27 protein-coding genes are annotated in these 18468 nt (G+C 48.2%); 5 read left to right on the top strand and 22 right to left on the bottom strand.

Annotated elements, in window-relative coordinates; genetic code table 11:
* Nucleotides 1-162: 162 nt before the first annotated feature.
* From groL to ACE418_RS09495, 17 genes are all read right to left on the bottom strand, one after another.
* Nucleotides 163-1794, bottom strand: coding sequence for a chaperonin GroEL (gene groL, locus ACE418_RS09575; RefSeq protein WP_416450397.1), 1632 nt, complete (start codon nucleotides 1792-1794; stop codon nucleotides 163-165).
* A gap of 51 nt (nucleotides 1795-1845) precedes the next feature.
* On the bottom strand, nucleotides 1846-2127 hold the full coding sequence (gene groES / locus ACE418_RS09570; protein WP_020723787.1) for a co-chaperone GroES: 282 nt from the start codon (nucleotides 2125-2127) through the stop codon (nucleotides 1846-1848).
* A gap of 136 nt (nucleotides 2128-2263) precedes the next feature.
* Nucleotides 2264-2854 (bottom strand): ANTAR domain-containing response regulator, encoded by a 591-nt coding sequence (locus ACE418_RS09565; protein WP_416450395.1) that lies wholly within the window; start codon nucleotides 2852-2854, stop codon nucleotides 2264-2266.
* Nucleotides 2855-2857: 3 nt separating this feature from the next.
* Nucleotides 2858-4270, bottom strand: a complete 1413-nt coding sequence (locus ACE418_RS09560) for a histidine kinase N-terminal domain-containing protein (RefSeq protein WP_416450394.1) — start codon at nucleotides 4268-4270, stop codon at nucleotides 2858-2860.
* Between the two features lie 32 nt (nucleotides 4271-4302).
* On the bottom strand, nucleotides 4303-5313 hold the full coding sequence (tsaD, locus tag ACE418_RS09555) for a tRNA (adenosine(37)-N6)-threonylcarbamoyltransferase complex transferase subunit TsaD (protein WP_416450393.1): 1011 nt from the start codon (nucleotides 5311-5313) through the stop codon (nucleotides 4303-4305).
* Between the two features lie 17 nt (nucleotides 5314-5330).
* Nucleotides 5331-5804 carry a ribosomal protein S18-alanine N-acetyltransferase gene (rimI, locus tag ACE418_RS09550; RefSeq protein ID WP_416450392.1) on the bottom strand — a complete coding sequence of 158 codons (474 nt, stop codon included), beginning with the start codon at nucleotides 5802-5804 and terminating at the stop codon, nucleotides 5331-5333.
* Complete coding sequence (gene tsaB / locus ACE418_RS09545; RefSeq protein WP_416450391.1) at nucleotides 5795-6505, bottom strand: tRNA (adenosine(37)-N6)-threonylcarbamoyltransferase complex dimerization subunit type 1 TsaB; 711 nt, start codon at nucleotides 6503-6505, stop codon at nucleotides 5795-5797. Before tsaB ends, rimI begins: the two co-directional genes overlap by 10 nt.
* A complete protein-coding gene (gene tsaE / locus ACE418_RS09540) occupies nucleotides 6489-6959 on the bottom strand; it encodes a tRNA (adenosine(37)-N6)-threonylcarbamoyltransferase complex ATPase subunit type 1 TsaE (RefSeq protein ID WP_416450390.1) in 471 nt (156 codons plus the stop codon). The genes tsaB and tsaE overlap by 17 nt, the downstream gene beginning before the upstream one ends.
* 11 nt (nucleotides 6960-6970) lie before the next feature.
* Nucleotides 6971-7945 carry a thiamine-phosphate kinase gene (thiL, locus tag ACE418_RS09535; RefSeq protein ID WP_416450389.1) on the bottom strand — a complete coding sequence of 325 codons (975 nt, stop codon included), beginning with the start codon at nucleotides 7943-7945 and terminating at the stop codon, nucleotides 6971-6973.
* Between the two features lie 18 nt (nucleotides 7946-7963).
* Nucleotides 7964-8371, bottom strand: a complete 408-nt coding sequence (locus tag ACE418_RS09530) for a UPF0158 family protein (protein ID WP_416450388.1) — start codon at nucleotides 8369-8371, stop codon at nucleotides 7964-7966.
* A gap of 311 nt (nucleotides 8372-8682) precedes the next feature.
* Nucleotides 8683-8832 (bottom strand): helix-turn-helix domain-containing protein, encoded by a 150-nt coding sequence (locus ACE418_RS09525; protein ID WP_416450398.1) that lies wholly within the window; start codon nucleotides 8830-8832, stop codon nucleotides 8683-8685.
* A 32-nt stretch (nucleotides 8833-8864) separates the two neighbouring features.
* Nucleotides 8865-9008 (bottom strand): hypothetical protein, encoded by a 144-nt coding sequence (locus ACE418_RS09520; RefSeq protein WP_350635843.1) that lies wholly within the window; start codon nucleotides 9006-9008, stop codon nucleotides 8865-8867.
* A 325-nt stretch (nucleotides 9009-9333) separates the two neighbouring features.
* Entirely contained in the window at nucleotides 9334-9624 is a 291-nt protein-coding gene (locus ACE418_RS09515; protein ID WP_416450387.1) for a hypothetical protein, read from the bottom strand.
* 32 nt (nucleotides 9625-9656) lie between these two features.
* On the bottom strand, nucleotides 9657-10241 hold the full coding sequence (locus ACE418_RS09510) for an N-acetylmuramoyl-L-alanine amidase family protein (protein ID WP_416450386.1): 585 nt from the start codon (nucleotides 10239-10241) through the stop codon (nucleotides 9657-9659).
* Nucleotides 10238-10684 (bottom strand): phage holin family protein, encoded by a 447-nt coding sequence (locus ACE418_RS09505; protein WP_416450385.1) that lies wholly within the window; start codon nucleotides 10682-10684, stop codon nucleotides 10238-10240. The genes ACE418_RS09510 and ACE418_RS09505 overlap by 4 nt, the downstream gene beginning before the upstream one ends.
* Entirely contained in the window at nucleotides 10681-10815 is a 135-nt protein-coding gene (locus tag ACE418_RS09500; RefSeq protein ID WP_416450384.1) for a hypothetical protein, read from the bottom strand. The genes ACE418_RS09505 and ACE418_RS09500 overlap by 4 nt, the downstream gene beginning before the upstream one ends.
* Entirely contained in the window at nucleotides 10816-11265 is a 450-nt protein-coding gene (locus ACE418_RS09495) for a hypothetical protein (protein WP_416450383.1), read from the bottom strand.
* A gap of 51 nt (nucleotides 11266-11316) precedes the next feature.
* Here ACE418_RS09495 and ACE418_RS09490 point away from each other — a divergent pair, with 51 nt between their 5' ends.
* A complete protein-coding gene (locus tag ACE418_RS09490) occupies nucleotides 11317-12357 on the top strand; it encodes a tyrosine-type recombinase/integrase (RefSeq protein WP_416450382.1) in 1041 nt (346 codons plus the stop codon).
* A gap of 193 nt (nucleotides 12358-12550) precedes the next feature.
* Here ACE418_RS09490 and ACE418_RS09485 read toward each other — a convergent pair whose 3' ends face one another.
* Entirely contained in the window at nucleotides 12551-12748 is a 198-nt protein-coding gene (locus tag ACE418_RS09485) for a hypothetical protein (protein WP_416450381.1), read from the bottom strand.
* Nucleotides 12749-13876: 1128 nt separating this feature from the next.
* Between ACE418_RS09485 and ACE418_RS09480 the strand changes: the two genes are divergently transcribed.
* From ACE418_RS09480 to ACE418_RS13640, 4 genes are all read left to right on the top strand, one after another.
* Nucleotides 13877-14128, top strand: coding sequence for a gp53-like domain-containing protein (locus ACE418_RS09480; protein WP_416450380.1), 252 nt, complete (start codon nucleotides 13877-13879; stop codon nucleotides 14126-14128).
* A gap of 158 nt (nucleotides 14129-14286) precedes the next feature.
* Nucleotides 14287-14586 (top strand): gp53-like domain-containing protein, encoded by a 300-nt coding sequence (locus ACE418_RS13650; protein ID WP_458575131.1) that lies wholly within the window; start codon nucleotides 14287-14289, stop codon nucleotides 14584-14586.
* The gene (locus ACE418_RS13645) at nucleotides 14582-14815 is read left to right on the top strand and encodes a gp53-like domain-containing protein (protein WP_458575133.1); all 234 of its coding nucleotides are present in this window, start codon (nucleotides 14582-14584) and stop codon (nucleotides 14813-14815) included. Before ACE418_RS13650 ends, ACE418_RS13645 begins: the two co-directional genes overlap by 5 nt.
* Nucleotides 14758-15027: a gp53-like domain-containing protein gene (locus tag ACE418_RS13640; RefSeq protein WP_458575132.1), complete on the top strand. Its 270-nt coding sequence runs from the start codon at nucleotides 14758-14760 to the stop codon at nucleotides 15025-15027. Before ACE418_RS13645 ends, ACE418_RS13640 begins: the two co-directional genes overlap by 58 nt.
* A 1059-nt stretch (nucleotides 15028-16086) precedes the next feature.
* On the opposite strand, the gene ACE418_RS09475 is transcribed toward ACE418_RS13640, so the two are convergent.
* The 4 genes from ACE418_RS09475 to ACE418_RS09460 form a co-directional block, all read right to left on the bottom strand.
* Nucleotides 16087-16515, bottom strand: a complete 429-nt coding sequence (locus tag ACE418_RS09475; protein WP_416450379.1) for a hypothetical protein — start codon at nucleotides 16513-16515, stop codon at nucleotides 16087-16089.
* A 267-nt stretch (nucleotides 16516-16782) separates the two neighbouring features.
* Nucleotides 16783-17274 carry a gp53-like domain-containing protein gene (locus ACE418_RS09470; RefSeq protein ID WP_416450378.1) on the bottom strand — a complete coding sequence of 164 codons (492 nt, stop codon included), beginning with the start codon at nucleotides 17272-17274 and terminating at the stop codon, nucleotides 16783-16785.
* Nucleotides 17275-17288: 14 nt separating this feature from the next.
* Nucleotides 17289-17597: a hyaluronate lyase N-terminal domain-containing protein gene (locus ACE418_RS09465; RefSeq protein ID WP_416450377.1), complete on the bottom strand. Its 309-nt coding sequence runs from the start codon at nucleotides 17595-17597 to the stop codon at nucleotides 17289-17291.
* Between the two features lie 11 nt (nucleotides 17598-17608).
* Nucleotides 17609-18430, bottom strand: a complete 822-nt coding sequence (locus tag ACE418_RS09460; RefSeq protein ID WP_416450399.1) for a hypothetical protein — start codon at nucleotides 18428-18430, stop codon at nucleotides 17609-17611.
* Between the last annotated feature and the right edge of the window lie 38 nt (nucleotides 18431-18468).

Raw genomic sequence — 18468 nt, 5'->3', positions numbered from 1 at the left:
GAACTACGAACGAAAAACTTTTAAGTTGAAGGGGCCTCGCATGATGGCAAAAACCTTCGTGCGACAGCCCCTTTTTAAGTTGTTAGGAGCTAGTTGTTAGTGGTTAGCAGATGGCTTTAAATTTAAAAGGCGTCTCTGCAAACTACACACTACAATCTAATCTTACATCATGCCAGGCATACCGCCGCCCATGCCAGACGGAGCTGCCGGAGCTGCCGGAGCCGGTTCCGGTTTATCAGCGACCAAGGTTTCCGTCGTGAGGACGAGAGCTGCGATGGAAGCTGCATTCTGGAGAGCTGTACGAGTTACTTTAGCCGGGTCAACGATACCAGCTTTAACCATATCGACATATTCTTCTTTGAGGGCGTTGAAACCTACGCCATCTTCCGAAGCTTTGACTTTAGCCACGATGACCGAGCCTTCGAGGCCTGCATTTTCAGCAATCTGGCGGAGCGGAGCTTCGATAGCGCGTTTAACCAGGTTGATACCGGTCTGTACGTCGCCTTCTTCATCGAATTCATCCAAAGCCGGAAGGATGTCGATGAGGGTCGTGCCGCCGCCGGCTACGATACCTTCTTCAACAGCTGCGCGGGTAGCGTTGAGGGCATCTTCGAGGCGATATTTCTTATCTTTCAATTCGACTTCGGTAGCAGCGCCGACTTCGATGACAGCTACGCCGCCGGACATCTTAGCCAAACGTTCCTGCAATTTTTCTTTATCGAAATCAGACGTCGTTTCAGCGATCTGGGCTTTGATCTGAGCAACACGGTCTTTGATAGCCTGGGGATCGCCGTGGCCTTCGACGATAGTCGTTTCATCTTTGGTTACGCGGACCTGACGAGCTGTGCCGAGGTCTTCCATGGTAACGCTGTCGAGTTTACGGCCGACATCTTCCGTGATAACCGTAGCGCCCGTGAGGGTTGCGATATCCTGGAGCATAGCCTTGCGGCGGTCACCGAAGCCCGGAGCTTTGACAGCGACGGCTTTGAAGGTGCCACGGAGTTTGTTGACGACCAAGGTAGCCAGTGCTTCACCTTCTACATCTTCAGCGATGATGAGGAGTTCTTTACCAGCCTGAACGACTTTTTCGAGAACCGGGAGCATTTCCTGGATAGAAGCAATCTTGCGGTCCGTAATGAGGATGTACGGTTCGCTCATGACAGCTTCCATTTTATCCGGATCCGTTACCATGTACGGGGAAATATAGCCGCGGTCGAACTGCATGCCTTCGACGACGGAGAGCTGCGTGCCCATGGTCTTGGATTCTTCGACCGTGATGACACCATCTTTGCCGACTTTTTCCATAGCGTCTGCAATGAGGCCACCGACTTCTTCGTCACCAGCCGAAATGGAAGCGACCTGAGCGATGGAAGCTTTATCGGATACGGCGATAGAACGTTTCTTGATTTCTTCGACGAGTTTAGCAACGGCTTTTTCAATACCGCGTTTGAGGATCATCGGGTTAGCACCAGCAGCTACGTTGCGCATGCCTTCCTGAATCATAGCCTGAGCCAGGATGGTAGCTGTCGTCGTGCCGTCACCGGCTACGTCGTTCGTCTTGGTTGCAACTTCCTTGACGAGCTGAGCCCCCATGTTTTCAAAGGGATCTTCCAATTCGATATCGCGGGCAATGGTAACACCATCGTTGGTAATGGTCGGTGCGCCGAATTTCTTGTCGAGAACGACGTTGCGGCCTTTAGGCCCTAATGTAACTTTTACGGCATTTGCCAAAGCATCTACGCCTTTGCCAAGAGCGCGGCGTGCATCTTCGTTGAACAAAATCTGTTTAGCCATGTTGAACACACTCCTATGTGAAAGTTAAGTATTTTTTAGATTGATGATTTATTAGATGATAGCCAAAATGTCGCGTTCGCTGACGATCAAATATTTGGTGCCTTCGAATTTGACTTCTGTGCCGGCATATTTGGAGAAAATAATCTTGTCGCCTACTTTGACATCCAAAGCAACGCGTTTGCCATCGTCCTGCAATTTGCCCGGACCTACGGCTACGACTTCGCCCTGGCTCGGTTTTTCTTTAGCAGTGTCCGGTAAAAAAATACCGCTTGCGGTTTTTTCTTCCTGTTCCAATACACGGATAACTACGCGATCTCCTAACGGTTTCAACATTTTATATTCCTCCTTAAAAGTAAGTTGCTACTCTTTATTAGCACTCTTTACTTCCGAGTGCTAACTTACAATATATATATTAGCCATTAAAGGTAAAAAAGTCAAGGCTTTCACCCTGACTTTTTCCTAAATCGTTTTATTTTTTTTGACTTTTTATCTTTTCGGCACTGGCAATGACCGCTTCCGCCACAGATTTCAAGGATTTCCGGTTCTTCATGCTGTACTGCTGCAGGCGGCGGTAGGCTTCGTGTTCCGGGATATGATATAAATCCATGAGACAGCCTTTGGCCCGGTCCACGGCTTTGCGCGTCTCGATGCGTTCGTTCATATCATCGAGCTGCTGAGCCACTTCGCGCTGATGGCGGAACTGGGAAATGGCGATTTCAATAGCCGGGAAGAGATTGACCGGACTGACGGGCTTGACCAGATATCCCAAGACGCCGGAATCCTTGGCCTTATCGACGATATCCTGCTGGCTGTATGCTGTGAGCAGCAGGACCGGTGCCAATCCTTCGTGCCCGATCATACGGGCCGCGTGGATGCCGTCCAGCCGGGGCATCTTGATATCCAGGAGAACAATGTCCGGTTTTTCCTTTCGTACTAAATCGAGGGCCTCTACCCCGTCGGACGCTTCACCGACGACGGTATGGCCGGCATCTTCCAGCATTTCACATAAATCCATACGGATGATCGATTCGTCATCCCCGATTACAACGCGATATCCCATTGGTTATTCTCCCCTCTCTGGTAACGGAAAACGGATAGTGACGACAGTCCCTTCAGGTACCCCGTCATCGAAATCAATCGACCCCTGCAGGTCCTTTTCAATCAGAGTACGCACAATGGCCATGCCCAGGTGCTTGCGTCCCGTATCGACAGGCGCGTGAGACATGCCGACGCCGTCATCACAGACGATGAGGACCCCGTCCGGACCGTCCCGGCGGATGGTAATGGCCAGGATGCCCTGGCGGCGGCCTTCGAAGCCGTGGATGATGGCATTGGTAATGAGCTCATTGAGGACCAGCGCCAAAGACGTCGCCGCATCCGACGGCAGCGGCAGTTTTTCCCCGGAAAACTTCGTTTCGACGTGGCAGTCCTTGCTGACCAGGCTGTGCGCCAGGAGCCCCAGTAATTTCTGCGCCACATCGGAGATGTCGATATTTTCTTCATCATGATGCGACAGCGTTTCATGGACCAGGGAAATACTGAGGATACGATTCAGGCTCTCCTTGAGGACATCCCGCGCTTCGTCGCTCGTCGTGCGCCGCATCTGCATGCGCAGGAGACTGGCGATGGTCTGCAGGTTGTTCTTGACGCGGTGATGGATTTCCTTGATGACCGACGTCTTGACCATCAGTTCTTCTTCCTTGCGATGCAGTTCGGTCCGCTCGGTCAGGATGGAAATGACGCGGCGGACTTTGCCCCGCTGAAGGATAGGAATGACCCGGCGTGATACGACGGCATCGCCTAAGGTCACATCATCGGCCAGCCCTTCTGCCTGAGACAGGGCTTTCTTGGCTCCGGTCAGGTCGAGGCGGGTATTGTAGATATTAGTCCCGGTAATCGCCCCGCGCTGGCCGCACATGTGCAAAATGCTGTCTGCCATATCATCGGCATAGATGACGACGCCGTTGCAGTTGACCAGGACGACGCCGTCCTGAATGGATAAAGGCCGGTACATGGAATGGAAATCCATGGGTACCTGCAAGGATAAGAAAGCCGTTTCGGTCAGGATTTCGCGGTTGTCTTCAACGGCCCCGACAAAAGAAACGACGGCGATGGTCCCGCCGCCATTGTCGACGAAAGGATAGGACACGATAGGTGCCATGCAGCCATATTCGATTTCTTTTTCGCCGCGCATGGCCTGTCCCGTCTGGAACACCTGATAATTGAAAGGTTCTTCATACCGGGAGAAGACGGCGCCGGGATCCATCGTCTCCGTCTGCCGTCCCTTCTGCAAGAGCGGCGTCCGATGAGCCGCCAGGACCAGGGTCCCCGCTTCCCGTCCCGGCACGTAGACAAAGAGTTCCCGATGCGATAAGTCGCTGGCGAACTGCAGTAATTCTTCACTATTTTGCAAAATATGGATCTGTACCGGCGACAGCGTACTGGCTGTCCGGCAGACCGATTCCAGTGTAACCATAGAAGATCCCCCATCTCCCCTCAGGATATTTATTAGTCCGATGTAATCGGCAGGGCCGGCTTGGCGTTGAGGGTCAAGTCGGCAAAGCGGCCATCCAGGGCCATATAATAAGCCCGGCAGCCAATCATGGCACCGTTATCAGTACAAAGGATCGGCTCCGGCCGGTAAAAGGCATAGCCCTTTTCCGCACAGGCCGCGCTCATCGCCGCAGCCAGGCCGCTGTTGGCCGAGACGCCGCCGGCGACGGCAATCTTCCTGGCCCCGCAATACGAGGCCGCATCCATCGTCTTTTCGACGAGCGTTTCGACGACGGTCTTCTGGAAGCTGGCGGCGACATCTGCCGCATTATAGGACTGCCCCCGCTGTTCCTGCGTGTGCAGGTAATTGAGGACGGCTGACTTGAGGCCGCTGAAACTGAATTCAAAGTTGTGCTTTTCATGGAGGGCCTTCGGAAAGGCAATGGCATCCGGATTGCCTTCTTTAGCCAGCTTGTCGATCTGTGGGCCGCCCGGATAGGGATAGCCCATGACGCGGGCGATCTTGTCGAACGCTTCCCCGGCTGCATCATCACGGGTCTGGCCCATGAGTTTGAAAGAGTTATAGCCATTAATCTGGACCAGCTGGGTATGGCCCCCGGAAACGACGAGCGCCAGGAAAGGCGGTTCCAAATCGGGATGGCTGAGGAAGTTGGCAAAAATATGGCCTTCCATATGGTTGACGCCGACTAAGGGCTTATCTGCCGCAAAGCTGATAGCCTTGGCCGCCGCGACGCCGACCAGCAGGGCTCCGACCAGGCCCGGTCCGTAAGTGACGCCGATATGGTCGATGTCCGCTAAGGTGACTTCGGCCGTGTCGAGCGCTTCTTTAATGATGGGCATGACGTACTCGATGTGCTGGCGCGAGGCGATTTCCGGTACGACACCGCCGAATTTCCGGTGAATCGGCACCTGGGTCGATATGATGTTGGAACGGATATGGCGGCCGTCTTCGATGACAGCAGCCGACGTTTCGTCACAACTCGTTTCTAAAGCTAAGGTATACATAGATTTCATCCTTTTTTCTATAGTGAATGGCCGAGCCATTGATAATTTTCTTTCTTACAATTCATGATACACGCATCTTCTGTCGGCTGGGAATAATAGCCCTTGCGGATGGCAACGGCTTCATAGCCCAATTTGCGGTACAATCCCTGCGCTGGTGTATTGGACTGGCGGACTTCCAGGAACATACTCGTGCAGCCTTTCCGGAAGAGCGCTTCCATGGCCGTGCGCAGGAGGATTTCACCATATCCCCGGCCCCGCGCAGACGGGTGAACGGCGATATTGGCCAGCTGCCCTTCATCGGCGACGAGCCAGACATCGGCATAGCCGGCGACCTGTCCATCGTCCCCTTCCAGGACGTAATAGCAGGCTGACGGGTTATCCAGTTCCGCCGCCAGGGACTGATGGGACCAGGGGACGGAAAAGGAAGCCTCTTCGATGGCAATGATGTACGGCAAATCTTCGCGGCCGGCCTGACGGACCGTTACTGGCATGAGGCACCACCGTGGCGTTTTTCCCAAAGCACTTCGGCTTCGCTGCGGCGCAGGTAGGAAGGAGTCAGGGTCATGCAATCGTCATAATCTCCTGCCGCAAAGCGGACATTCGCTGCCAGGGCGACGCTGCCGGCTCTGGGAATGACCATCGTCGGCGGGGCCATGCGGAACAAGGGGCTCTGCCCTTCGATTTCCTTACGTCCTTTCAAGGCGCCATCGCCACAGAAAACGACAGGACGCCCTTCTTGTTTCAGCGTTTCCAGGACTTCCGTCCGCGGCGCAATATACACGTCTTTTTCCGTCGTCAGCGTCGTCCGGTCCCAGCGGTAGACGCCGGCATAGACATTCCCCTTCTGGGCATCAATGAGCGTGCAGATGCGGTCGGAGACGCCGACGAAATTCCAGGCCAGGCTGATAGGGGTCGTCACGCCGACGATAGGCACGTTCCAGGCAAACGACAAGCCTTTGGCCGTCGCCAGCCCGATGCGCAGGCCCGTAAAGGAGCCGGGGCCGACGGCAACGGCGACGCCGTCAATCTGATTTTTCTTGACCGATGCCTTGTCCAGCATATCGGCAATATGCGGCATGAGCTGTTCCGAATGGGTCAGCCGTGCCTGGATAGTGAGTTCAGCCCGCAGCGTGTCTTCGTGAAGCAAGGCGACACTCGATACGAGACTCGATGTTTCAATGGCTAAGAGCATAATTTTTTACCTCATTTTCTACAGCTTGCCAACGGCTGCCGCGGAAGTCAAAATGAAACAGGCGGTCGTCGGGACTCGTCTTTTCAATCGTGACGATGGCAGCATCGTCGGGCAGGCGGTCCGGGAATTTTTCCGACCATTCGATGACGGTGACACCGCTTTCGAGATAATCATCAAAGCCCAGATCGTCTAATTCATCCTCTTCTTCCAGCCGATAAAAGTCGAAGTGCTGGAGAGGAATCGTATTTTCATAGTAATTCAGGATGGTAAATGTCGGACTGACGACGACGTCTTCAATGCCCATCCCCTGCGCGATGCCCTGGACAAAATGGGTCTTGCCCGCGCCGAGATCGCCGCGCAGGGCCAGGACATCGCCGTCGCGGAGGACCGGCCCCAAGGCTTTTCCTAAGGCAATCGTTTCTGATTCCGAATGAGTTGCTATATCAAGGGTCATATTCTCTCCTCCTAAAAATGCGTCCATCCCGTCGGCGGCAGGACGTGTTCTTCCCCATCGTGGCGGAGCAGGACCCGTCCCGGACCGTTATGGACACTGCCAATGACCTGGACGGCCGGATAGACGGCCTGCAAAGCTTGGAAATCTTCCGGCGCCATAGTAAAGACCAGTTCATAGTCTTCGCCTCCATTGAAGACGAATTTCCAAATGTCCCTGCCCGAAGCCGCGGCCCAGGCTTTCAAGGCTTCGCTCGTCGGTACCTGATCTCGGTCGATGACCAGTTCGACGCCGCTGGCCTTGGCGATTTCATTGGATTCACTGGCCAGGCCATCGCTGATGTCATTCAGGCTGTGGCAATGGTGGGCAACCAGCAGCCGCCCCAGTTCCACCTGCGGTTTCGGGTATTGATGGGCCTTCTTCAGGGTATCATATCCCGTCTGGCCTGCCAGGAGAACGTCCAGGCCGCCTGCCGAATCGCCAATCGTGTGCGATACCGCGATGACGTCGCCGTCCTGGGCGCCGCTGCGGAGCAGGGATTTCCCCGCTTCGATTTCACCAAAAGCCGCTACGGTGATGACGACGCCTTCCTTGGACATGACCGTGTCGCCGCCGAGGATATTGACCTGATAGTCCTGGCAGATATCCTTGATGCCGCGATACATGGCAATGACATCGTCCACTTCCATCTGCGGTGCCAGCGCCGTCGACAGGACAATATGGGTCGGTACAGCCCCCATGGCAGCGATATCGCTGAGATTCGAGGCAACAGCTTTAAAGCCGACATCGTGCCAGGTCGCGGTCTTCCCGATGATAAAATGGCTGTTCTGGACCATCGTATCAATGACCGCTACCTGCTGCCAGCCTGGAGTCGTCGTATAGACAGCTCCGTCATCGCCGATGCCGACGACAACATTCTCCGGATGGAAGAGGGTATTCTCTTTGATGGCATCGATGAAGCCAAATTCACCGATATCTGAAATTTTCATAATCGAGCCTCCGCGACGTTATTCTTCATAAGCAATATGGTTATCTTCACACCATTTCTTGGCAATCTTGCGGAACTCCATGCGCTGGAAGGTATACCAGAACTGGACCAGGCCCATGTCCTTCAGCTCCCGTTCCAGCTGGGACACGGTCTTGCCCGCATCGATGGACTGCTGGAAGGCGGCCCGCTGTTTCGGGTCCTTCATCATCGGGACAAAGCCCTTGATCATTTCCGGTAAATCCAAATCGGCCTGGGTCGGCAGTTTGAGATAGGCTGACGGATTGGCTGTGACTTCGTTTTCCGCCGTGTCGTCCCCTGGGATTTCAGTGACTAACGCCATATGGCCATCATTTTTATTCAAATAAAACTTGAGATACGGATTGTTCAGTTCAAAAGCTTTCAAAATTTCTTCCAACTGGACTGTCATAACTTACACTCCCTTTTTTTCACATTCTACGATGTTCCTATTATAGCATGGATAAGGGCTTGCCTAAAGTAGGCAAAAGAGGCTGTCGCATTAAGACAGCCTCTTTTTGAGTATTAAGTCTGCAGTTTGTAGTTTATAGTGAAGGTCTAAAAATTTAAAACCAACTTCTACCAACTACAAACTCCGTACTACAAACTATAAAAAAGCTCACGCAAAATGCGTGAGCTTTTTCCAATGGTGAACCGTTTAAATGTTCACTCTAACCTCTTTACATTTTTTATAAATCATTTTATGTGTTCAAAATATGTAGCTTAGTTTTTCGGCTCCGGTCCATACAGTCGTTCCATGCCTGTTTTTGTGACGAGCCATATTCTTCCAGCCTTCCGGGCCTCTTTGTCCAAAAACCTGGGTTTCCCACCCTTATACCCAGTACAGGCTTGCTGTATTGATCTCGGATTCATTCCCCATTTTTCTGCGGCTTCTGCCGCAGTCATTACTTCAAATAAAGCTTTCTCACTAAATGTTCCATCCATAATCCTGCTACACCCCCTGTAATAAATGCTTTCCCCGTTTCTATATCCCATTGTATAGCAATCATCATTCCTATGATTCCGCATAATATTGCTATCATCTTCATTTTTCAGTCCTCCTATGCTATAATAGAAGCAAGAAGGGAAGTTTGCGGCTTCCCTTCCCGCTCAGCTCCTAACGTTTTTGCTTGCGACGGCGTTTACGTTTGGGGGCTTTTTCTTTTGGCTTTCTAACCGCTAACCATATAGTAACAATCAGCGATATCAACCACTCTATATCATCTTTATCCATAAGCATCACCTCCTCCTTATGATTATATTATACACGTTTTAACGAATATTGTCAAGCGTTTAAACGTGTATAATGGTAAAAAAATAAACCCGCCAAGCCAGTTATTAGCTGAGTTGGCGGGTTTTCTTTGTTTTTAGCTGTTATTCAGTTTTCTGCTCTGCAATTGTGCTCTTGCTCAGCACCAATTTAGCCAGCCAAATCGTGCCGTTGATTAACAGTGGCAGTACGAACTTGTCGCGGATAGCATTCCAGCCGCTTTCATTAGCAGCCTGTGCCTGAATCTGGGTAACGAATTTATCTGCTACGGATTCAAGCGCGGCCATCCCTTCATTGCTTAAGCTTTCAATTACCTGCTGTTTAGCAGATTCCACTACTTCACTGGTATCTAATGCTGCTACTAATCCATCACGTACTTCAGTCCATTTGCTCATGATTTTATTTCTCCTTATATTAATGATTTTAATTAAAAAATCGATTGTATATAGTCAGTTACACCGCGTGCAATTGCACGGGCAATGTCATCCCATTTTTCTACTAACAGCATCATATCGCTGTCGTTGTCAATAAAAGCTGTTTCAACCAACACTGCCGGCATATCTGTATATCGTAACACCAACAATTCTGGCATTTCTTTTACTCCCCTATCAACGGTGTCAATGCTGTCAATGAGTTGGGATTGAATGCACCGGGCTAAACGTCCTCCATCACCCGTCTGGCTGTAGCATTCCGTTTCTGTGCCGCGAGCCGTGCCCGAAGCGGCGTTACAGTGGATGCTGACAAAAATATCAGCGCCCCAGTCATTTGCAGTTTCGGTAACCGTCAATCCCTGGCGATCGTCGTAGTCGCTACGGCCTGTCGGTGTTGGCGCTAAATTGTCGCTCTGCATCAAGTAACACTCACAGCCAGCCGCTTCAAGATATTCCTTCACCGCAGTGCCAATTTTGAGTGCTACATCGCATTCGCGCAAATCTACATTTCCATTCGCATCATAATGTACAGCACCACTATCATACTTAATATCATGTCCCGGATTGATAAATACCTTCATTTTCGTTCCTCCTTTTTGTTGGTCAATTGTTCTAATGTATCTTTTAATCTGGCTGGCACCGGTAAACCAGCTTTTGCCGCATTCTCAATAATTGATAAACCCTCATTTCCCAGAAAAAACCACACAACTAGCGATTGGACAGCCGGCTGTCCAGTTGCCCGATCTAATTCGTGTGCCAATGCGACAAGCAACAGTATCACGATTTTTTTACATATTCCCTTGAATCCGCGTTGACTATTGAGCTGCATATTGGGATTAATATATGCCGCCAAAATTCCAGTAATATAATCAATGGCCATGGCCACTAATAATGCTTCTATTACCGTATTCCATCCAACAAGATATGAAAAAATGGTTCCAACGCATGATACTGCTGCTCCCCACTCTATTTCGGGCCATGCTGGGGCCATCTCGCGAAAAAAATTGATTACTGCTTCTATCATTTATCTTCCTCCTTTGCGGTGCTTTCTTCTGCTGCTTTATTAATTTTTGCACGAATGCATTCTGGGCATTTTTCATTTTCGCAATTCCCATTGTCATCTAATTTACGAGCACACAATTTACACCGTTTCATTTATAACGCCTCCAATTCTTTGTTATATGCAGTAATCAAATCCTGGTATTCCGCTTTAATTTCACTTTCAAGTTCTGTGTCTCCTGTCATTACTGCTGTCAATAGATTCTCTTTTAGCTCATCGAGCTGAGGGGTGTATTCAGCAGCGATTTTAGATGCAGCACTGGCTTTCTTTTCTTCGGCAGTCGGTTCTGGCGGAACGTATTTAACCGGCTTCCCCGTCGTATTATCTCTGATGCATCCCCCATTTAAATACTGGTCATAGGCATCTGCATTAATAATTTCTGCAACAGCGATATCTTCAGACATGGCCTTAATTTCGTTAATCAAGGCAGATACCTTATCACTATTTCTTTCTTTTTCTGGATCAAATTCACAAATCTTAGACACGATTCGACGTCCGTTTGCATCAAACCCTGCCCCATAATATTGGACATTGGTTTTATTCATATGTTTTCTCCTATAATAAAATGTAAACTAAAATGTAATGAGGTGTTTCTTATGAAAAATCCTAATGGCTATGGCTGCATCAGAATTATGGGAGGTAATCGGAGGAGGCCGTATGCTTTTGTAACTACCGTCGCTGGCAAGCAAAAATATATTGCGTCGTTTGAATCGATATATGATGCGAAAGTATTCCAAGCCAATTATTATGCTGATCATCACCAAGATCACCGCCCTTTCCGTAGAAAAACAATAACGTTCTCTGAATTATATTTCAGATGGCTTCCATTCCATTTGAATGAAAATACTGAACTGTCAAATAGTACGAAGGCTAGCTATGAAAATTCATATAAGCATTGCTTTTCCTTGTATGACAAACCTTTTTCTGATTTAACTTTTCTCGATTTGCAATCCGTTATTGATTCCATGCGGCAAAAACAACATCTATCATATTCAAGTTGTAAAAAGGTTAAAAATTTACTGAGCCTGCTTTTTAAATATGCGCAAAAGTCTAATATATGTCGTACAAATTATGCGTTGCTACTATCCATTGGTAGAAATCACCCGGTGTATCCGCATCATGTATTCTCGCGCCAGAAAATCAACAAATTATGGAAGCAAACCGATATCCCTGACAGGGATACTGTATTAATTCTGCTGTATACCGGCATGCGTGTCAGTGAATTACTTCACCTTGAAAAATGCAATATTAATCTACGACAACGATATATTCGCATCACAAAATCAAAAACGTCATCTGGTATCCGCATCATTCCAATTCATTCGCGAATATTACCATTCATCGAAAGCCGATTACAGGCCCCTGGTAAATTTTTGATTTGTAATACAGATGGCAATCCATATGAATATTCACAATACCGGTCTGCAATATGGAACAAAGTAATGGTCCAAATTCATGGTCAAAATCACACGCCTCATGACACCCGTCATACCGTCGCGACATTGCTAGATAATGCCGGCGCCAATGAAAATGCAAAACGTAGGATTTTAGGTCATGCCGGAGGTAATGTGACCGACCGGGTATATACCCATAAATCCTTACGACAGCTTCGCAAATGCATAGAACTACTACAATAATTTGCACATAATTTGCTCAAAATAAAAACGCCTTGAATGTTGTTAAATACGCATTCATTGGCGTTTTTTCGTGTTCATAATTTGCTATGATTAAAATATCAGATTTCGTATGCATTACAGAATTTTAAAAATTAAATATTTGGCTGATAACAGCAATCATGCAATTCTCATTTAACGAAATATTTTTGATAATTTACGACTGAGCCATTTGATTTATATGTTTTTCCAGCTCATCGTAGAGCTGCTTGATAAGATTATCATTAAATTCTACGCCGTAGCTTCTGGCCACGACATCCATCGCATAAATTGCATTGCTTACTTCACTTAAAACAACGCTTGCCCGCTTTTTGTCATTAGCGTTCCCTAACATTAAATACATAGATTCTGACATTTTATTCATCTCCTTTCAACAGTGGGGATATACTACATATAACAGTAACCCAAATGGTCAAGTAATCGTACCAGCAATTTCTTTTAACACCTTTTTTGCAGGTTTTGTTACTGACACAGGAATAAGATGGGATACAGGTGGAACATTTGCTGGATTGTCATATGAGAACAACTCATTAATTTTTTGGCCACAATACACAGGATCCCCGCAAACGGTGAGCAAAAATGGTACGAATTACCATTGGTTAATCTTTTGTATGTAAACAGTGGGGATTATCCGGGGATAACCAAACAAGCGATACAACAATTTCGCTCCCCATTGCCTACTCAACTACGCAGTTTTTTGCAATTGCAGTTGATTACGGGATGGAAGGTAAAGCATACGGGGTGGGCGATTTTGCTACAAATTCGTTCATCGTGCATGCACCCGTTACCCCATTCTCGGTTTTCTATTTTTCGTTAGGATATTAAACAGTGGGGAACTGTTACATATAGCAGTTCTCCAAATGGACAAGCCATCACGCCTACAATTGCATTTAACACATTTTTTGCAGGAGCAGTAGTAGATACAGGCATAAAATGGAATACCGGCGGTACATATTCATCATTAACCTACGAAAGTGGAGCTTTAATATTTTGGCCCATATATTCCGGTCTCCCCTACAATGGTAATGCCGAAGCAGCATCAGCAAACGGCACAAACCATCATTGGTTTATTTTTTGTAGCTAAACAGTGGATAACTGATAAGGCGACGGAAGCCGCAGAATTTTCATTGCCTATTTCGCCAACCACGTTTCATGTCCCCGTTGCCGTGCATAGCATGGGTGCTACATCAGACACACTAAAAACTATATCTGTAATGCCTACAACCTCTGGCGTCTACATTAAAGCAAGCTCGTACGGATGCGGGTTTAAGTTGATTGATATCGGTGTTTAAACAGTGGATATATAGCTACAGCTCTGGAACTACAACTGTGCAGCTTCCCATTACAATGGCGGAGAACATGATAGCATTGATTTCTGGGGTTGGATATGCAACTCATACATTCCAGCGAGAAATTATCATAGATAATGCCACTGTTACCGTTTCACGAAATGGTCAGGCTGAAGATGGTGCGTATATACTGATTGTCGGGAGACTATAAACAGTGGATAAAATCGGCAATTCCGGCCGGACAAACGTATGATGACATATCATTCCCTGTTGCTTTTGCAAGCGATGTCTATCAGATTATCCTGACAGACTGGGACACAGCAAGTATCACCCAGGCAAAGAACTATACATTTTTGATTGTAGATAATAAAGTTACTTTAACCAGTGCACGGATTGCAAGTAGTGCGTCGGCAGGATACTATAAAGCATTAATTATCGGCAAATAGACAGTGGGTATATAACAAAAACGCCAAAGCGACAAACGCATCTGGCATCCAAGATACATTACCAATAGCGTTTACTAACAGCGGATTTTGTGCGGTTGGAATCGATAGCGGGTCTGGGGTCATACCATTAGCGGTAGTAATTAACGGCCTACAATCTTATGCATACTGGGCTAGAACAAATGACACATACGTTACCGCACCATGGTTTTATGCGATTTTTATCGGCAAGTAAACAGTGGGGAAATATCACAATAAAGAGCGGTTCAAACTTCGGATATTTTACATACCCGCTGATTTATCCAGCTCAAGCGCAGTCTGTCGTTTTAACGCATATGAATAATAACCATACAGTTTTCCATTCCGCAGTCTATTTAGACTCTCGAAGCCGCTGCGCGCTATACGGCGAAACTACATTTACGGCGGATACAGAATTTTATATCATTGCCATAGGGTATTAGACAGTGGGGATATGCCTACACGGTTGACGGCGTATATCGGACGGCTACTCTTCCAATTTCTTTCTCAGCAGCTGTACTTCGCTGTGTCGCAACCATGGCGGGGCTCTCCGACGACACTACAGACGTAACCATCATCTGGAATGACCAACAAACAACAATAAGCCAGGTACAATTCCGGATAAACGGGACAACGGCCGGGTCACCTACCTATTTTATCGTAGGCCGATAGGCACACAGTGGGGATACTCAATTAATTGCAACTCATCAACCCAGCGCATTAATCTACCAATATCCTTTCAAAGTGATAATGTTTCTTTGGCCGTGTCTATAACAAATATGTCTCCTTTAGCTTGTTGTGATGACTTGACTCGCACCGATTTCAGGTATCGTGGTAATGATAGCCCTTTACCTAACCTTCGATGGATAGCCATTGGCAAGTAGACAGTGGATATATTATGCAGGTTCCGGCACACAAGCTGAAGTTACTTTACCAATTGCACTTACACAAACAGGCACAGTAGTAGGAATGGACGGGGCTGTTCTTGGCATCAATTATGCTGCTTATATTTCTAGCACATCAAAAATAATAGTCACAACAAATACGTCAGGAGTCTGGGGGTTCCGGGCAATAGTCGTCGGGTATTAGACAGTGGGGACTTTATGTTATAACAGGGAACGCTAAGTATAAAGTTTCTCTCCCTATTACGGTGAATAGATGCCTAGCTGGCGTGGTATCAGACCATGGGGTGGCTAGATATTCTTTTGGATTTAGCCCAGATGACCTTATTATATATGGGCCGGGTACCACCTCAGATACTAGGTGTCATGTGATTATAATCGGGGTAGTGTAAACAGTGGGTATCTACAGGTAATGCACGAGAGAATATCACCTTCCCACTGGCATTTTCATCAGAAAATGTCATATTATTAGTGACTCCGTATCATAGAGATGGGGCAACGCACCCATCGGAAGGTTGGAGTGTATCGATGACGTCAGCATCCACAGCACACTGCTCTTTAACAGATTATGATTTACGAGTGCTTGCAATTGGAAGATAGACAGTGGGGAGATATTGATACGGTGCTCTACTGGACTGTATATACGTTAAACCTGCCCATAACGCCATCTGTGATATATCAAGCAGTATGCAGCTGGAATGATGCGAGTACAAGCCACGGGGGCAGTTCTGGCATCACCGGCGTTAAAGTGTATGGTACACAGCTGCAGTTCTTGACATATGATAAGTCGGGGCAAGGTGTGCGCTGGATTGCTATTTGCAAATAGCAATCCAGTATAACGGGCGTTTTACCCAGGTCGATGGTGAAAGCGATTTATGGCATCGAGCTGTAAAGCCACTCCCACTTACGGAAAAAATGTTTGCTGTGTCGTCTCCGGTTGCAGCCGTCGCTATTGAGTAAGTTGTTGTGCATGTAAGCGGTAACGATACACCGAATTGTGAAACAGTATCGTTTGAAGATTCAGTGTAAAATCCCCACTGTTCAAACGGAGCCAATAACTGCAATAAATGCACTTACGGCTGTTGTTCTTGCAGACGTAGAGCCAACATCAAAAGCGTTGAAAGATACGGAAGACGTGCTTTCGCCTGATGCATATCCATAACAATAGCCAAAATCGCTTCCGCGCCAGTATATAGATTTCATGGTAATTGGCAGCGTATATGTTCGGGCCATGGAATCTTGATGTACCCACTGTCTAAACGCCAACGAATATGCAAGTTGCCGTAATTGTTGCATTCGCTGATGACACTTCCCCCCAGAGAGCAAAATCAGATGAACCGATACCTCGAATTGATACGGCTTCATCCCCAGGACCGGAGACATCAACAGATACATTAGCACTAGCAGCATAGCATGACTTAGAGAAAGAAATAGGGTAACTATAACTATGTTGCCCTTCATATCTGCCATCCGGAGGCCCCTGGAGATAGTCGCAAACTACCGTATAAGTTCCCCACTGTTTAGTCGCCGATTATAATGCTTCTTACTGTTGATGCTTCGTATCCGGTATTAGTAATGGACCATTCCAATGATTCTGTCGTCACATTGCCGGTTTGTAAGATAGAATCTGGTGTGTCTACAGATGAGGCTACCGCAAATACATTAGACAGTGCTAACGGGTATGTAACTTTTTTAGCCACCCCAGCCCTAGGCACATTAGTGTATATTACCCACTGTTTAAGCTTTTGCAATTACAAAATACTGTGCAGCGCATTCCCAGGTTGGTTGGCTTGAAAAAATCTCTATTGATGTCGTTGTTTTAAATGCAGCACCATAGGTTACTGTAGCCGCTCCAGTATCACACGCAAAAACTCTTAATCCCTCATCATAAGCGATGGGAAGCGCGACAACTCGCGAAGATCCCGTAGTAGTTGCTTCTCTTCCCCACTGTGTAATTACGCCCCCGAATAACGATCCCCAACACACATATCCGTTCTGGCCCAGTGAGTATTTAACTCCTGTCGCCTCAAACACTTTTTTAATCAGCAGTGTGAGCAGGCTGTCCGACGACAGCGTCTTAACAAGTCCGCTCAAAGCTGTGCTTGCCATGGTAGCTACAATACCTTCGTTCCAGTCCGTAACCTGGGCTACTTCTGTTTCCGGATGGATAGTATCATACGATTTTGTCGTTTTGTTCCAGTGATGTAAAATACCTTTTAAAATGCTCATGTTGTTATCCTCCTTTATTCACTGACTTCCAGCCATATTGTGTTCTGGTCGGTCGGCTCCGTTCCGCCTATATACATATCTTCTGTCGGCACTTCTATCCAGGTACTTGATCCCGCTGAGGCTTCGACGCTAAGTGTGACGTTTGATGGACCTTGCAGGTATGGCAGACTACTCCAGGCTGTCGTTCCGTCACCGGCCTTCATCCGATGTGTGTCGGACTCAATGCCAAGTTCCCCGGCCAATAGTATCGGGTTAACGCTTTGCCAATTTGCCGCAGTATCGATTCTGGTCTTAACCTGGCCGTTTATTGTTTTTGTGGCCATTGAATCACCACCTATGCATTCCCGCAGTTAATGACCACAGTGTCAGTCGTATGGACGATAGTTGCCCCGTCCTTGAGCGCCGTGGAATTTTTAGTGGCAAAAGCCGTGTCAAACCGCGCCTGGGTCCAGTATAGGTTTGACCCTTCTGATATATTAGCAGTGGTCAGGGTGACTACACCAGTCTTTCCGTTGACGCTGTACACTGCATCGGCAGGCGGTGTCAAGAGCTGCCAGTTTGCGGCTACTGTCGGGTCATCTTTAGTCAGAATATAGCTCCCTTTGTCACCGCCGGAGCTGATGACACAGACATCCCCGGTCTGGGCGGTCAGTTTGAGCATGTCCGCCTTGCTGGTGGCCGTAAACGTGTCAGTAATAGCCAACGCTGGCAGTACTGCAGTGTCCAATTTTCCGTCGCTCCCCAGCACCGGGATATTGCCGGAGGCCGTACCGGTGTTCTTGGTGGCTGCCGTCCCCAGGCCGCTGATTTTACCAGCGCTTATCCCGCCAGGCACATCAGATGCGCTCAGCTGGGCCACACCGGTCACGATGCCCTTGGTGTTGACGGTAACTTTGGTGTATGTGCCGGCAGTAAAGGCCTGCCCTGCCAGAGCAGTAGTGATGGCCAGGTTAGCAGATCCGTTAAAGCTCCCGGAGCCAGTTACGTCACCAGATAAACTGATTATTCTTGCGGTAGCCAGCTTGTCTGCACTGGCTACGTTGTCTACAGAGGCGATGCCAGTCGCACTGTCCACAGTGACCTTGCCGGTGCCGCTGACGGATTTGATGCCCCCCAAGGTATCGCTGGTGGCTGTTGGCAGAACGTACACTACCACGTCCGCCCCATTGATTGTCAAGGCTCCGTTGGTGCTGC

Source organism: Megasphaera jansseni, assembly GCF_047974155.1.
GTDB lineage: Bacteria > Bacillota > Negativicutes > Veillonellales > Megasphaeraceae > Megasphaera.
The sequence above is the reverse complement of the archived record's forward strand: the minus strand, read 5'-3'. Positions and strand labels throughout refer to the sequence as shown.